Annotated in this window: 11 protein-coding genes; 10 read left to right on the top strand and 1 reads right to left on the bottom strand. The window is 55.6% G+C overall.

The features are described 5' to 3' along the window. Positions 1 to 20: 20 nt before the first annotated feature. From ycjQ to FOY93_RS12305, 7 genes are all read left to right on the top strand, one after another. Positions 21 to 1,073 carry a D-guloside 3-dehydrogenase gene (gene ycjQ, locus FOY93_RS12335; protein WP_115875353.1) on the top strand — a complete coding sequence of 351 codons (1,053 nt, stop codon included), beginning with the start codon at positions 21 to 23 and terminating at the stop codon, positions 1,071 to 1,073. Between the two features lie 17 nt (positions 1,074 to 1,090). Next, complete coding sequence (ycjR, locus tag FOY93_RS12330; protein WP_143345201.1) at positions 1,091 to 1,879, top strand: 3-dehydro-D-guloside 4-epimerase; 789 nt, start codon at positions 1,091 to 1,093, stop codon at positions 1,877 to 1,879. Positions 1,880 to 1,890: 11 nt separating this feature from the next. Continuing rightward, on the top strand, positions 1,891 to 2,949 hold the full coding sequence (gene ycjS, locus FOY93_RS12325) for a D-glucoside 3-dehydrogenase (protein WP_143345200.1): 1,059 nt from the start codon (positions 1,891 to 1,893) through the stop codon (positions 2,947 to 2,949). Further along, positions 2,943 to 5,222 (top strand): glycoside hydrolase family 65 protein, encoded by a 2,280-nt coding sequence (locus FOY93_RS12320; protein WP_143345199.1) that lies wholly within the window; start codon positions 2,943 to 2,945, stop codon positions 5,220 to 5,222. Before ycjS ends, FOY93_RS12320 begins: the two co-directional genes overlap by 7 nt. Further along, complete coding sequence (gene pgmB, locus FOY93_RS12315; RefSeq protein WP_127731228.1) at positions 5,212 to 5,877, top strand: beta-phosphoglucomutase; 666 nt, start codon at positions 5,212 to 5,214, stop codon at positions 5,875 to 5,877. Before FOY93_RS12320 ends, pgmB begins: the two co-directional genes overlap by 11 nt. Positions 5,878 to 5,890: 13 nt before the next feature. Next, positions 5,891 to 6,973, top strand: coding sequence for an ABC transporter ATP-binding protein (locus FOY93_RS12310; RefSeq protein WP_143345198.1), 1,083 nt, complete (start codon positions 5,891 to 5,893; stop codon positions 6,971 to 6,973). 66 nt (positions 6,974 to 7,039) lie between these two features. After that, on the top strand, positions 7,040 to 7,954 hold the full coding sequence (locus tag FOY93_RS12305) for an OmpG family monomeric porin (protein WP_143345197.1): 915 nt from the start codon (positions 7,040 to 7,042) through the stop codon (positions 7,952 to 7,954). A gap of 34 nt (positions 7,955 to 7,988) precedes the next feature. On the opposite strand, the gene FOY93_RS12300 is transcribed toward FOY93_RS12305, so the two are convergent. Further along, entirely contained in the window at positions 7,989 to 8,999 is a 1,011-nt protein-coding gene (locus tag FOY93_RS12300) for a LacI family DNA-binding transcriptional regulator (RefSeq protein WP_143345196.1), read from the bottom strand. Positions 9,000 to 9,154: 155 nt separating this feature from the next. On the opposite strand from FOY93_RS12300, the gene FOY93_RS12295 reads away from it, so the two are divergent. The 3 genes from FOY93_RS12295 to tyrR all read left to right on the top strand — a co-directional run bounded on the left by FOY93_RS12295 (position 9,155) and on the right by tyrR (position 13,255). After that, complete coding sequence (locus tag FOY93_RS12295) at positions 9,155 to 10,552, top strand: YcjX family GTP-binding protein (protein WP_143345195.1); 1,398 nt, start codon at positions 9,155 to 9,157, stop codon at positions 10,550 to 10,552. Next, the gene (locus tag FOY93_RS12290; RefSeq protein ID WP_143345194.1) at positions 10,549 to 11,601 is read left to right on the top strand and encodes a YcjF family protein; all 1,053 of its coding nucleotides are present in this window, start codon (positions 10,549 to 10,551) and stop codon (positions 11,599 to 11,601) included. Before FOY93_RS12295 ends, FOY93_RS12290 begins: the two co-directional genes overlap by 4 nt. Positions 11,602 to 11,713: 112 nt before the next feature. Continuing rightward, positions 11,714 to 13,255: a transcriptional regulator TyrR gene (gene tyrR / locus FOY93_RS12285; RefSeq protein WP_133294547.1), complete on the top strand. Its 1,542-nt coding sequence runs from the start codon at positions 11,714 to 11,716 to the stop codon at positions 13,253 to 13,255. Positions 13,256 to 13,277 lie beyond the last annotated feature (22 nt).

The following is a 13,277-nucleotide window of genomic DNA, read 5'->3' as shown; positions in this document are numbered from 1 at the left end:
ATATTAACAAGGAGTCAGTCATGAAAAAATTAGTTGCGACAGCGCCACGCGTGGCGGCGCTGGTGGAATATGAAGATCGTCCGGTTGCAGTCCATGAAGTAAAAATTCGCGCCCGTTTTGGCGCGCCGAAACACGGTACAGAAGTGGTGGATTTCCGCGCCGCCAGCCCGTTTATTGATGAAGAATTCAACGCAGAGTGGCAGATGTTCACGCCGCGTGAAGAGGGCGCAGCGCGCGGTATTGAGTTCGGTAAGTTCCAGCTGGGTAACATGGTTGTTGGCGACATTATTGAATGCGGTGCGGACGTGACGGATTACCAGATCGGCGATCTTGTCTGCTGCTACGGCCCGTTGCAGGAAACGGTCATCGTCAACGCGGTGAACAACTATAAGCTGCGTAAAATGCCGCAGGGCGCGTCCTGGAAGAACGCCGTCTGCTACGATCCGGCGCAGTTCGCCATGAGCGGCGTGCGTGATGCCAACGTCCGCGTGGGCGACTTTGTCGTCGTGGTCGGTCTGGGAGCAATCGGGCAGATTGCGATTCAGCTGGCTAAAAAAGCCGGTGCGTCAGTGGTTATCGGCGTTGATCCAATCGAACACCGCTGCGAGATCGCCCGTCGTCACGGCGCGGACCACTGCCTGAACCCAATCGGCACCGATGTCGGCCTGGAAATCAAAAAGCTGACCGGCAAGCAGGGCGCGGACGTGATCATCGAAACCAGTGGTTTTGCCGATGCGCTGCAGTCCGCGCTGCGCGGGCTCGCCTACGGCGGCACCATCTCCTACGTAGCCTTCGCGAAACCGTTCGCTGAAGGCTTTAACCTCGGCCGCGAGGCGCATTTCAATAACGCGAAGATTGTCTTCTCCCGCGCCTGCAGCGAACCAAACCCGGACTATCCGCGCTGGAGCCGCAAGCGTATCGAAGAGACCTGCTGGGAACTGCTGATGAACGGTTATCTCAATTGTGAAGATCTGATCGACCCGGTCGTGACCTTCACCACCAGCGCTGAAAGCTACATGAAATATGTGGACCAGCATCCGGAACTGAGCATCAAAATGGGCGTCACTTTTTAAGCTAAGGAGAGCAAATCATGAAAATCGCAACACAGAACCAGGGCTTTTTCCCGGTCAATATCATGGAGAAATTCGAGTACATCAAAGCGATGGGTTTTGATGGCTACGAAATTGACGGCAAGCTGCTGGTGGAAAACCTCGCCGAGGTGAAAGCGGCGATTAAGGCCACCGGCCTGCCGGTCACGACCGCCTGCGGCGGATACGATGGCTGGATTGGTGACTTTATCGAAGAGCGTCGTCTGAACGGTTTAGCCCAGATTGAACGCATTCTGGAAGCCCTGGCCGAAGTGGGCGGCAAGGGCATTATTGTGCCTGCAGCCTGGGGAATGTTTACCTTCCGTTTGCCGCCGATGACCTCTCCACGCAGCCTGGAAGGCGACCGCAAAGCGGTGAGTGCTTCGCTGCGCTGGCTGGATGAGGTGGCAGCGCGCACCGGAACCACCGTCTATCTGGAGCCGCTGAACCGCTATCAGGATCATATGATTAATACCCTGGCAGACGCGCGTCGATACATCGAAGAGAACGGCCTGAAGCATGTGCAGATCATCGGCGATTTCTATCATATGAACATCGAAGAAGACTCGCTGACGGATGCGCTGCATCAGCACCGCGATCTGCTGGGCCATGTGCACATTGCAGATAACCACCGCTACCAGCCGGGCAGCGGTAGCCTCGATTTTGCCAGCCTGTTCGATCAGCTGCGTGCCGATAACTACCAGGGTTACGTGGTGTATGAGTGCCGTGTTCGCGCCGAGGATCCGGCTCAGGCATACCGGGATTCGCTCACTTACTTGCGTGAATGCTAAGGATGACGAGCGTGATGAGTGCTTCTACACCTTCGCCTCTGCGCGTCGCCATCATTGGCGCCGGGCAGGTCGCGGATAAAGTGCATGCCTCGTATTACGCCACGCGCAGTGATGTTCAGATGGTGGCTGTCATGGACAGCCATCCTGAACAGGCTCTGGCGTTTGCGGAACGTCATGGTATTTCCTCGGTATGGCAGAATGCGCGAGACATGCTCGAGGCGGTTAAGCCGGATGTGGTGAGCGTCTGTTCGCCTAACCGGTTCCATTTCGAGCACGTCATGGCAGCGCTGGAAGCTGGCTGCCACGTGATGTGTGAAAAACCACCTGCTATGACGCCGCAGGAGGCCGATCGGATGCGCATGGCCGCGCGCAAGGCGGGAAAAGTGCTGGCGTATGATTTTCACCATCGCTTTGCTCTCGATACGCAACTGCTGCGTGAGGCTGTGATGAAGGGGGCGCTGGGAGAAATTTATTACACCACTGCGCAGGCGCTACGCCGCTGCGGGGTTCCCGGCTGGGGCGTCTTTACCAACAAAACGCTACAGGGCGGTGGGCCGCTGATTGATATTGGCATCCATATGCTCGATGCCGCGATGTACGTGCTGGGGTTCCCGGCAGTAAAAAAGGTGACGGCACACAGCTTCCAGAGGCTGGGAAACCGTAAAAGCAGCGGCCAGTTTGGCGCGTGGGATCCCACGCAGTTTACCGTTGAAGATGCCCTGTTTGGCACCATTGAATTTTGCAACGGCGGCATTCTGCGTCTGGACACATCGTTTGCGCTCAATATCCGTGAACAATCCATCATGAACGTCGCATTTTGCGGTGAAAAGGCGGGCGCCATGCTGTTCCCGGCGCACATCTACAACGACGAAGCCGGTACTTTAGTCACCCTCACGCAGCGTGAAGAGGCTGACGATCGGCGTCATATGCGCAGTATGGATGCCTTTGTGCGGCATGTGCAGGGAGAGCCCGTCATGATCGCTGATGCGGAGCAGGGGCTGGTTATACAGCAGCTCGTCGCCGCGCTGTATGAATCTGCAGAAACAGGGGAAAGCGTGACGTTATGCTAAACGTGTCTGTATTAACCGACCCAGGCTTTTGTCCACACAGCCTGAATAAATACGCCTCCATTATGGCCTGTGGTAATGGCTACATGGGTATCCGCGCTGCGCACGAAGAAGATTACACCCAGCAAACCAGAGGCATGTATCTTGCGGGTCTCTATCATCGTGCTGGTCGCAACGAGACCACTGAGCTGGTCAATCTGCCGGATATCATCGGTATTGATGTTGAGCTGGATGGCGTCAATTTCACGCTCCTGTCAGGCGAAATCCTCGAGTGGCAGCGCGAGCTGGCGTTTGCCAATGGCGAACTTCGTCGCTGCGTCGTCTGGCGCTCGCCTGACGGGAAACGCTATCGTCTGGAGAGCCGTCGTTTTGTGTCGCTGGACCAGTTGCCCTTAGTGGCCATGCAGCTTTCCATAACGCCGCTCGATGCCGTCACGCACGCCGTGCTGCAAACCGGCATTGACGCAACGCAAACGAACAGCGGCAGACAGCATCTGGATGAAGTGTCGGTCAGAGTGTTCGATCAGGAATACATGCAGGGCGTGTATGAAACGCAGGACCGCGCGTCTGAGATTGCTGTTTCAGCGTATTGTCAGCTCTCAGCCAAGAGCGACAGCTGTTTCACCGCAAAAAATCGTCGTCTCAGCGCTCATCATTCGCTGACGATTGCGAAGGGTGACACTGTCACGCTTGAAAAAATCGTCTGGGTGGCACATCGCAGTGATAAGGCACTGTCGCAGGCCTCTTTCGCCCGCAACGCGCTGGCCGATCTCAAAGTCTGTGCGGCAAGAGGCTACGACGCCTTGCTTGAGAGTTCGGCGTGTGCCTGGCAAGAGGTCTGGCGTAACGCTCGGGTGGAGGTTGACTCTACGGAACATCAGGATCAGATGGCGCTGGATTACGCCGTCTGGCATTTGACGGCCATGACGCCCGCCCATGATGAGCGAAGCAGCATTGCCGCTAAGGGATTGACCGGCGGGGGGTATAAAGGACACGTCTTCTGGGATACCGAAATATTCCTGCTGCCTTTCCATCTTTTCACCCGTCCTCAGGTGGCCCGCAATCTTCTGCGCTATCGCTGGCTTAACCTGGCCGGGGCCCGGGAAAAAGCCCGCCGCAACGGCTGGCCGGGCGCACTTTTCCCGTGGGAGAGCGCCTCGAGCGGCAAAGAGGAAACGCCGGAGTTCGCGGCTATCAACATCCGAACCGGCATGCGCCAGAAGGTGGCCTCCGCGCTGGCTGAACACCACATCGTGGCGGATATTGCCTGGGCCGTCGTCGCTTACTGGCAGGCGACACACGATGATGCCTTTATGCGAAATGAAGGCCTGACGCTGCTGATGGAAACTGCTGCGTTCTGGATGGGCCGCGCCACGGAAATCAATGGTCGCCTCGAAATCCATGACGTCATCGGACCTGACGAATATACCGAGCATGTGAATAACAACGCGTATACCAACTATCTGGCCTGGCACAACGTCGCCTGCGCTCGCCGGTTTATGGCGATGTTTGGGCGTGAAGATGCGCGTTTTACGGAGAATGCCACGCGGTTCCTGACGCGCTTATGGCTGCCGGAGGCCAATTCAGACGGTGTGATCCCGCAGGATGATACCTTCATGGCGAAACCAGCCATTGATCTCAGCCGCTATAAAGCAAAAGCAGGGAAGCAGACCATTCTGCTCGATTACTCCCGCGCGGAAGTAAACGACATGCAGATCCTGAAGCAGGCTGATGTGGTAATGCTTACCTACCTCTTGCCGGAGCGGTTTACCCCACAGCAATGTGCCGCCAATCTGGCTTTCTACGAGCCCCGCACGATCCATGACTCTTCGCTGAGTAAGGCCATACACGGCATTGTGACCGCCCGCTGTGGTGACACCGAAGGTGCCTACGCCTTCTGGCGTGATGGCGTCGCTATTGACCTTGGGGACGATCCACACAGCTGCGATGACGGTATTCATGCCGCAGCGACCGGCGCTATCTGGTCCGGCGTCATTCAGGGATTTGCAGGTATGCAGATTGTGGAAGGGGAGCTACACCTTGCGCCCAGCCTGCCTGCCCACTGGCGAAGGCTTGCTTTCCCCCTGCGCTGGCGGAACGCAACGCTGCACTTCACCTATGAAAATGAGGTGTTAACCATTGAAACGACGACACCTGTCACTCTGACGCTGTGGGGCAAGACGCTACGCGTATCGGTGCGCAAGGTATGCGCTTATAAGGATTTTCTTGCACCTGTAAATGGGACCGCTACCACGGAGGGGCGCCATGACGCTTAAGGCTGTTGTATTCGATCTGGACGGTGTTATCACCGATACCGCACACCTCCATTTTCTGGCCTGGCGTGCAGTGGCTGACGAAATCGGCATCACCTTCGACGAAGTGTTTAATGAACAGCTGAAGGGAATTAGCCGCATGGATTCCCTTCAGCGCATCCTGAAGCATGGCGGGAAAGAGGGGATGTTTAGCGATGAGCAGTGCCTCGCGCTGGCGACGAAAAAAAACGCGCTTTATGTCCAGTCTCTGGCGTCGCTGACGGAAGATTCACTGCTTCCGGGTATTCGTGACGTGCTGACGGATATACGTAAAGCGAACGTCAAAACTGGACTCGCCTCCGTTTCCCTGAATGCCCCTGGGATCCTGCACGCGCTGGGCATTTATCAGGCCTTCGATTATTGCGCCGATGCTTCCCGTATTCGCCGCTCAAAGCCAGATCCGGAGATCTTCCTTGCAGCCTGTGCTGGCCTGAATGTGCGTCCTGAAGAGGCCATGGGCATCGAAGATGCACCTGCAGGCGTAGCGGCGATCAACGCGGCGGGCATGCTGTCGGTTGGGGTGGGTTCTGGCCTGAACCATGCGGGACTACAGCTTCATTCAACGCGGGAACTGACCTGGAAATGCCTTACCGAGTTTTGGGCATCCCGGACGTATTGATAAGGAATTAACAATGGCTCAACTGTCTCTGAAAAACATTCAGAAAATCTATGATAACCAGGTCCACGTGGTTAAGGATTTCAATCTCGAAATCGAAGACAAGGAGTTCATCGTCTTCGTCGGGCCTTCAGGCTGCGGTAAATCCACGACGCTGCGCATGATCGCCGGTCTGGAGGAGATCTCCGCTGGCGAACTGGTGATTGACGGCGTTTGTATGAACGATGTGCCCGCCAAGTCACGCGATATCGCCATGGTATTCCAGAACTATGCGCTTTATCCGCATATGACGGTCTACGACAACATGGCGTTCGGCCTGAAGATGCAAAAAATTGCGCCTGCGGTTATCGAAGAGCGCGTTAACTGGGCGGCACAGATCCTCGGATTACGTGAATACCTAAAGCGTAAACCCGGCGCGCTGTCCGGCGGCCAGCGCCAGCGCGTGGCGTTAGGCAGGGCGATCGTACGTGAGGCGGGCGTGTTCCTGATGGATGAACCGCTCTCAAACCTCGATGCCAAGCTTCGCGTGCAGATGCGGGCTGAAATTAGCAAGCTGCATCAGAAGCTTAACACCACCATGATTTACGTGACCCACGATCAGACGGAAGCCATGACGATGGCGACCCGCATCGTGATCTTAAAAGACGGCATTATTCAGCAGGTCGGTGCACCTAAGCAGGTTTACAACGAACCGGCAAACATGTTTGTCGCAGGGTTTATTGGATCGCCAGCCATGAACTTCATTCGCGGTGCTATCGACGACCGCTATTTCGTTACGGAAACGCTGCGTCTGGCGCTCCCGGAAGACAAGCTCGCTTCACTGAATGCCGCAGGGTATCAGCGCAAAGCCGTGGTCTTTGGGATCCGCCCGGAAGATATTCTCACTCTGCAGAGCAGCGGTAAAAATATCGAGGCGAAAGTCAGCGTAGCCGAACTGACCGGCGCGGAGTTCATGCTCTACGCCACCGTTGGCGGTCATGAGCTGGTTGTTCGTGCTGGCGCTGCGAATGATTATGCCGCTGGGGATAATATCGGCATCCAGTTCGATATGAATAAGTGCCATTTCTTCGACGCTGAAACCGAAGCGGCTATTAGATAAGAAAGGTGTTCGCCGGAAATACCCATTTCCGGTTTTTTTGTTTGTTACTTATAAAGGGAATATTTGATGAGTACTCTACTAAAAAGTGCTGCGCTCGTGCTGTGCGCAGGGGTTAGCTGCGCACACGCAACAGAAAGCGCTAAAAAGTGGGAATTTAATATTGGCGCGATGTATGAAATAGAAAACGTCGAAGGCCAGGGGGAGGATAAAGACGGGTTATATGAACCTTCCGTGTGGTTTAATGCGACCTGGGATGCCTGGACTATTTCGCTGGCGATGTATCAGGAAGGGCCGGTTGATTATAGCAGCATGACCCGTGGCACCTATTTCGATCGTCCTGAATTTGAATTACGCTATCGCTTTATCGGAACAGATGATTTTACGTTCGGTCTGACCGGAGGCTTCCGTAATTACGGCTATCACTTTAAGGATGAACACGGCGCCAGAGACGGCAGCGCTAATATGCAGCGCTACAAAATTCAGCCTGACTGGGATATAAAATTAACCGACGACTGGCGTTTTGGCGGCTGGTTTGCCATGTATCAGTTTGCTAACGATCTGGAAAAAACCGGCTATTCAGACAGCCGCGTCGAAACCGAAACGGGCTTTACCTGGACCATTAACGACACCTTTGCTGCTAAAGTGAATTACTATTTAGAACGCGGGTTCAACATGGACGGTTCCCGTAATAACGGAGAATTCTCCACCCAGGAAATTCGTGCCTATCTGCCTATTTCGTTAGGCCAGACCACCTTAACGCCTTACACACGACTGGGGCTCGATCGCTGGTCGAACTGGGACTGGCGGGACGATCCCGAGCGTGAAGGACATAATTTCAACCGCCTGGGTATGCAGTACGCCTATGACTTCAATAACGGTTTATCCATGACGCTTGAATACGCCTATGAATGGGAAAATCATGACGAGGGTAAAAACGACCGCTTCCACTATGCGGGCGTTGGCGTAAATTACGCTTTCTGATCGTGTGTATTCCAGGGGCTAACTGCCCCTGGTTTTAGCGCAGCGAGGCCGCCAGTATAAAATGGGTATCAACCAGCACTTTTTGCGGGGCGGGATGACCTGCTATACGTCTGAAAAGAAGATCGCAGCTCTCTTCCCCCAGCTTTCGGGTGGGGATATCAAACCCGCCAGGTGCGGGCGTTAAAATGAGAGACAGCATCGGGTCACTGTATCCGGCTATCACCACCTGCTCTGGAATCATCAGATTCAACTCATCCGCCGCACGATAGAGGCTGAGCAACTTCATGCTGTCGGTAGCAAATACCGCATCGGGCGGCGTGGATGAAGACAACAGCTCCAGAGCCGCAGTAAGCGCGCTCTCATGGGTATAACCGCCATCCCTGATCCAGTCCGGGTGAAGGGCAATATGGTGCTTTTCCAGGCTGGCTTTAAAGCCCGCAAGGCGATCGATCGAAACATGATAATCAAGCGGGGCATGCAGACAGGCAATTTTACGGCGTCCGTTTTTAATAAAGGTTTCGGTCAGCGTGGCGCTGTCATGGAAATTATCTGTGTCGACGGAATAGATATTTTGATACTCACCTTCCACTTTGCCGATAACCACTACCGGTACGCCATACTCATCCAGCGTGGTGAAAAAGGATTCATTTGCCGGTGAGCTCAGCATAATGATCCCTTTGATCATCTTTTGTTTAATTTTACTCACGCATTTCAGCAGATCGTCCTCACTGCTTTTTGAGGTTTGTAAAATAACGTCAAATCCTTCTTCTTCCGCTGTTGCCGTAATGGCATGAAGGATATCGGAGAAAAAGGGATTACCGGCAGTGGTTTTGGTTGAACGGGTCGAAATAACCATGATGGCATCAAAGCCTGAAGAGGTCAGGGCACGGGCCAGTTTGTTGGGCTGATAATTTAATTCGTCAATCGCCTTCAGCACTTTTTCACGCGCTTCGGGAGAAATGTTCGTTTGTTTATTCAGAACGCGGGAAACTGTTGATTTCGATACGCCCGCAACCCGTGCGATATCATAGATGGTGGGTGACATACACCTTACTCACTCCGGACTGACAGCAATGCCGTTCATCTTACTGGAGAGAAAACGGCAATAGCAATAAATAAGAATTGATAATCAACGATCTGCCCCCATTTATTGTATTCTGAAGCCATGCATTCAAGGCTTCCGGGCAACGAAGGACGGCGATGAAGCGACTTAAAAACGAAATTAATTCACTGGTTAACCGTGGCGTTGACCGTCATCTTCGACTGGCGGTAACAGGATTGAGCCGCAGCGGTAAGACGGCATTTATCACCGCGATGGTAAACCAGCTCCTGAACTTGCATGCCGGGGCGCGTCTGCCGTTGCTCAGCGCGGTGCGGGAAGAACGTCTGCTGGGCGTGAAGCGCGTCCCTCAGCGCGATTTTGGTATTCCTCGTTTTACCTATGACGAAGGGCTGGCGCAGCTGTATGGCGATCCGCCCGCGTGGCCGACCCCGACGCGAGGGGTCAGTGAAATTCGTCTTGCGCTGCGTTTTCGCTCGAATGAATCCCTGATGCGGCACTTCAAGGATACCTCCACGTTGTACCTTGAAATCGTCGATTATCCCGGCGAATGGCTGCTCGACCTGCCGATGCTGGCGCAGGATTACCTCAGCTGGTCCCGCCAGATGACAGGGTTGTTGCAGGGGCAACGCGCAGGGTGGTCGGCCAAATGGCGACAGCTTTGCGAAGGACTGGACCCGCTTGCGCCAGCAGATGAAAACCGTCTTGCGGCCATTGCCGACGCCTGGACGGCGTATTTGCACCAGTGTAAACAGGAAGGATTGCACTTCATTCAGCCGGGTCGCTTTGTTCTGCCGGGTGATTTAGCGGGCGCACCTGCGCTTCAGTTCTTCCCCTGGCCGGATGTGGATGGGGTGGGTGAGTCGAAGCTGGCGCAGGCCGACAGGCACACTAACGCCGGGATGCTGCGCGAGCGTTACAATTACTACTGTGAAAAAGTGGTCAAGGGATTCTATAAAAACCACTTCTTGCGATTTGATCGTCAGATTGTGCTGGTGGATTGCCTGCAGCCTCTCAACAGCGGGCCGCAGGCCTTCAACGATATGCGCCTGGCGCTGACGCAGCTGATGCAAAGTTTTCACTATGGGCAGCGGACGCTGTTCCGTCGTCTTTTCTCACCGGTGATCGACAAACTGCTCTTTGCGGCCACGAAGGCCGATCACGTCACGGTCGACCAGCATGCCAATATGGTATCGCTGCTGCAGCAGCTGGTGCAGGACGCCTGGCAAAACGCCGCCTTCGAAGGGATCGGCATGGATTGCCTTGGGCTCGCGTCCGTGCAGGCGACACAAAGCGGGCTGATTGATCTTAACGGCGAGAAAATACCGGCATTACGCGGGAACCGGCTCAGCGACGGTGAACCGCTTACCGTCTATCCGGGCGAAGTGCCTGCGCGGCTGCCGGGTCAGGCCTTCTGGCAGAACCAGGGCTTCCAGTTTGAAGCCTTCCGCCCGCAGGCAATGAGTGTCGACAGGCCATTACCACACATCCGTCTGGATGCGGCGCTGGAGTTTTTGATTGGAGATAAATTGCGATGACGGAACCGTTAAAACCGCGCATAGACTTTACCGGAACGCTTGAGCAAGACCCTCAGGAGGCGTTCAAAACCGCGCAGACGTTCAGCGGCACGCAGGCCGATAACTTTTCCCCGGCCCTGACAGAGGAGCCTGACGTCGAGGAAGGTCCGGCGGAGGCGGTTGTGGAAGCCGCTCTGCGTCCAAAACGAAGCCTGTGGCGCAGGATGGTCACCGCCGGTCTGGCGCTGTTTGGCGTAAGCGTGGTTGGGCAGGGCGTGCAGTGGACGATGAATGCCTGGCAAACTCAGGACTGGGTCGCGCTGGGCGGATGTGCCGCGGGCGCGCTGATTGTGGGGGCGGGCATCGGGTCGGTTACCACCGAGTGGCGTCGGCTCTGGCGTTTGCGCCAGCGCGCGCACGAGCGTGATGAAGCGCGGGATCTGCTCCACAGTCACGGCACCGGCAAAGGTCGTGCCTTCTGTGAAAAGCTGGCCAGCCAGGCCGGAATCGATCAGTCGCACCCGGCGCTTCAGCGCTGGTACGCCGCCATCCATGAAACCCAGAACGATCGGGAAGTGGTGACGCTATATTCCCACATGGTTCAGCCGGTGCTGGATGCCCAGGCGCGGCGCGAGATTAGCCGTTCTGCGGCGGAATCCACCCTGATGATTGCCGTCAGCCCGCTGGCGCTGGTCGATATGGCCTTCATCGCCTGGCGTAACCTGCGCCTGATCAACCGTATCGCGAATCTCTACGGCATAGAGCTGGGTTACTACAGTCGGCTCAGGCTTTTTAAGCTGGTCCTGCTCAATATCGCGTTTGCCGGGGCGAGTGAGCTGGTGCGCGAAGTAGGAATGGACTGGATGTCGCAGGATCTGGCGGCGCGTCTATCTGCTCGTGCCGCCCAGGGGATTGGCGCAGGATTATTGACGGCGCGTTTGGGGATTAAAGCGATGGAAGTCTGCCGTCCGCTGTCCTGGATTGACGGCGATAAGCCGCGACTGGGGGATTTCAGACGCGAGCTGATCGGCCAGCTCAAAGAGACGCTCAATAAAAAACCGGCTCCATGAGGTTTTGTTCACTAATCGTGCTGGCTGTCAATATTTGTTGACAGCCATCTTCCCGATCACCGTGTTCTGACATATCATTTTACTGTTACTGGCTTAAAACGGTGAATTTCCCATGCGTCTTGAAGTCTTCTGTGAAGACCGTCTCGGTCTGACCCGCGAATTACTCGATCTTCTTGTTTTACGTAGCATTGATTTACGTGGCATTGAGATCGATCCTGTCGGGCGAATTTACCTCAATTTTGCCGAAATTGAATTTAATACATTCAGCAGCCTGATGGCGGAAATCCGCCGTATCGCTGGCGTTACGGATGTACGCACCATTCCCTGGATGCCTTCTGAACGTGAGCACCTGGCGCTGAGCGCGCTGCTGGAGGCCATGCCTGAACCGTTCCTCTCCCTGGATTTGAAAAGCAAAGTTGAGCGCGTTAACCACGCGAGCTGCCAGCTTTTCGCGCAGAGCCAGGAGAAGCTCAGCAATCATAACGCCGCGCAGCTGATCCCCGGCTTTAACTTCCAGCGCTGGCTGGACAGCAATCCGCAGAACACGCTTAGCGAGCATGTGGTGATTAACGGGCAGAATTTCCTGATGGAGATCACGCCGGTCTATCTGAAAGGGGAAGGGAACACTCGCATGCTCACCGGGGCGGTGATCATGCTGCGCTCGACGCTACGCATGGGTCGCCAGCTGCAAAACCTCTCCAGTCAGGACGTTGGCGCGTTCAGCCAGATTATTGCCGTCAGCCCGAAAATGCGCCATGTGGTTGATCAGGCGCGTAAGCTCGCAAGCCTGACCGCGCCGCTGCTGATAACCGGGGACACCGGCACAGGGAAAGACCTCCTGGCTCATGCGGTGCATCTGGCGAGTCCGCGCGCGGCTAAGCCTTATCTGGCACTTAACTGCGCCTCTATTCCGGAAGATGCCGTTGAAAGCGAGCTGTTTGGTCACGCGCCGGAAGGTAAGAAAGGGTTCTTCGAGCAGGCTAACGGCGGCTCCGTGCTGCTGGACGAAATTGGCGAAATGTCGCCACGTATGCAGGCTAAGCTGCTGCGCTTCCTGAACGACGGAACCTTCCGCCGCGTCGGTGAGGATCACGAAGTGCATGTGGACGTGCGCGTCATTTGCGCCACCCAGAAAAACCTGGTTGAACTGGTGCAAAAGGGGATCTTCCGCGAGGATCTCTATTACCGCCTCAACGTCCTGACGCTGAACATTCCGCCGCTGCGCGATTGTCCGCAGGACATCATGCCGCTAACGGAGCTGTTCGTCGCCCGCTTTGCCGACGAGCAGGGTGTGCCGCGTCCGAAGCTGTCAGCCGATCTTGGCACGGTGCTCATGCGCTACGGCTGGCCGGGCAATATTCGTCAGCTCAAAAACGCCGTTTATCGCGCCCTGACCCAGCTTGAAGGGTATGAACTGCGCCCGCAGGATATCCTGTTGCCGGATTACGACGCCGGAACGGTATCGGTAGGGGAAGAGGCGATGGAAGGTTCGCTGGATGATATTACCAGCCGTTTTGAACGCTCAGTGCTGACGCAGCTGTACCGCAGCTATCCCAGCACCCGCAAGCTGGCAAAACGCCTTGGTGTCTCGCACACCGCGATCGCGAACAAGCTGCGTGAGTACGGTTTGAATCATAAGAAAGGTGACGAATAACAAAAAAGCCTCTGCAAAGAGG

Origin of the sequence: Enterobacter sp. 18A13 (genome assembly GCF_007035975.1) — a bacterium.
Classification (GTDB): Bacteria; Pseudomonadota; Gammaproteobacteria; order Enterobacterales; family Enterobacteriaceae; genus Enterobacter; species Enterobacter vonholyi.
The sequence above is the reverse complement of the archived record's forward strand: the minus strand, read 5'-3'. Positions and strand labels throughout refer to the sequence as shown.

Excerpts from the sequence above, each read along its gene's own strand:
- ycjQ (WP_115875353.1), top strand. The coding sequence starts at position 21 with ATGAAAAAATTAGTTGCGACAGCGCCACGCGTGGCGGCGCTGGTGGAA.
- ycjR (WP_143345201.1), top strand. The coding sequence starts at position 1,091 with ATGAAAATCGCAACACAGAACCAGGGCTTTTTCCCGGTCAATATCATG.
- FOY93_RS12320 (WP_143345199.1), top strand. The coding sequence starts at position 2,943 with ATGCTAAACGTGTCTGTATTAACCGACCCAGGCTTTTGTCCACACAGC.
- pgmB (WP_127731228.1), top strand. The coding sequence starts at position 5,212 with ATGACGCTTAAGGCTGTTGTATTCGATCTGGACGGTGTTATCACCGAT.
- FOY93_RS12310 (WP_143345198.1), top strand. The coding sequence starts at position 5,891 with ATGGCTCAACTGTCTCTGAAAAACATTCAGAAAATCTATGATAACCAG.
- FOY93_RS12305 (WP_143345197.1), top strand. The coding sequence starts at position 7,040 with ATGAGTACTCTACTAAAAAGTGCTGCGCTCGTGCTGTGCGCAGGGGTT.
- FOY93_RS12300 (WP_143345196.1), bottom strand. The coding sequence starts at position 8,999 with ATGTCACCCACCATCTATGATATCGCACGGGTTGCGGGCGTATCGAAA.
- FOY93_RS12295 (WP_143345195.1), top strand. The coding sequence starts at position 9,155 with ATGAAGCGACTTAAAAACGAAATTAATTCACTGGTTAACCGTGGCGTT.
- FOY93_RS12290 (WP_143345194.1), top strand. The coding sequence starts at position 10,549 with ATGACGGAACCGTTAAAACCGCGCATAGACTTTACCGGAACGCTTGAG.
- tyrR (WP_133294547.1), top strand. The coding sequence starts at position 11,714 with ATGCGTCTTGAAGTCTTCTGTGAAGACCGTCTCGGTCTGACCCGCGAA.